The organism is Stenotrophomonas sp. STEN087, assembly GCF_056759115.1.
This window is the reverse complement of the sequence record NZ_JBRRCR010000171.1, coordinates 1-1,218: the sequence shown is the minus strand read 5'-3', so window position 1 is coordinate 1,218 and position 1,218 is coordinate 1. Positions and strand designations below refer to the sequence as shown.

1 protein-coding gene is annotated in these 1,218 nt (G+C 61.2%); it reads left to right on the top strand.

The features are described from left to right. Positions 1-55 precede the first annotated feature (55 nt). Positions 56-1,212 (top strand): IS3 family transposase gene (locus ACVOK1_RS20490; protein WP_099527056.1). Its coding sequence is split into 2 segments (ribosomal slippage): positions 56-296 and positions 296-1,212, totalling 1,158 coding nucleotides; the frame shifts between segments, so codons are not numbered across the junction. The last annotated feature ends 6 nt before the right edge of the window (positions 1,213-1,218 follow it).

Genomic DNA, 1,218 nt, shown 5'->3' with positions numbered 1-1,218 from the left:
CCCCCGTTTTCACGGACACTTACAAGAAGGCCGATCCAGGCCATGAGGAGTGTTCATGTCAAAGCGTAGGAAGTTCAGTGCCGAGTTCAAGCGTGGTGCGGTTGAGCAGGCAAGCCAGCCCGGCGTCAGCTGTGCCCAGGTGGCGCGGGAGCTGGGGATTCGCGACACGCTGCTGACTCGCTGGAAACGCGAGGCACAGAGCCCGGGCGCTGTCGCCTTCGGCGGCACCGGGACACCTCGGGATGAAGAGCTGGCCCGCCTCAAGCGCGAGCTGGCGCGGGTAAAGAAGGAACGGGATTTTTTGCGAGAAGCGGCGACGTTCTTTGCAAAGGAATCATCCTGAGGTATCAGGTGATCGAACGTTGCCGCGATGAGTTTCCGATTCGGCTGATGTGCCGCTGCCTGAAGGTATCGGCCAGCGGGTATTACGAGTGGAGCAAGCGTCCTGTGAGTGCCCGACAGGTCGAAAATGAGCGCTTGGTGGTAAGGATGCGTGAGCTGCATGAAGACAGCCGGGGTACTCTGGGAGCCGGCCGCATGCGCGAAGACTTGGCTGAGGAAGGTCAGAGCGCCAGCCTGAACCGGGTAGCGCGCCTGATGGCCGCCGACGGCCTGCAGGGCTGGCCCCGGCGCAAGCGCCGCGGGCAGCGCGCAAGTCCGGCCATGACACCGCCGGGCGTGGTCAACCTGCTTGAACGCGATTTTCTCGCGCTGGAGCCGGAAACCAAGTGGGTGACCGATATCACCGAGATCAAGACCCGTCAGGGCAAGCTGTATCTGTGCATCGTGCTGGATCTGTACGACCAGCGCATTGTGGGCTGGTCAATGCACGATCGACAGGATCGCCAGATGGTGATCCGGGCAGTGCAGATGGCGGTCTGGCAGCGTCAAGGCAGCCACGAAGTCATCCTGCATTCGGATCGTGGCAGTCAGTTCCGCAGCGGTGACTACCAGGCATATCTCGCGGCTAACGGGCTGATCTGCTCGATGAGCGCTGTGGGACATTGCGGCGACAATGCGGCCTGCGAAGGCTTCTTTGGGCTACTCAAGCGTGAGCGAGTCTATCGAACGAACTATCCGGCACTGGATGCAGCACGAGCGGATGTGTTTGACTACATCGAGCGACGCCATAACCCAAGGATGCGGCGAAGGGTCGCCAGGCAGGATCAGAAGGTTGCAGCTCTTTTAGAACCGTCCGTGATATCGGGGTAGAACCCG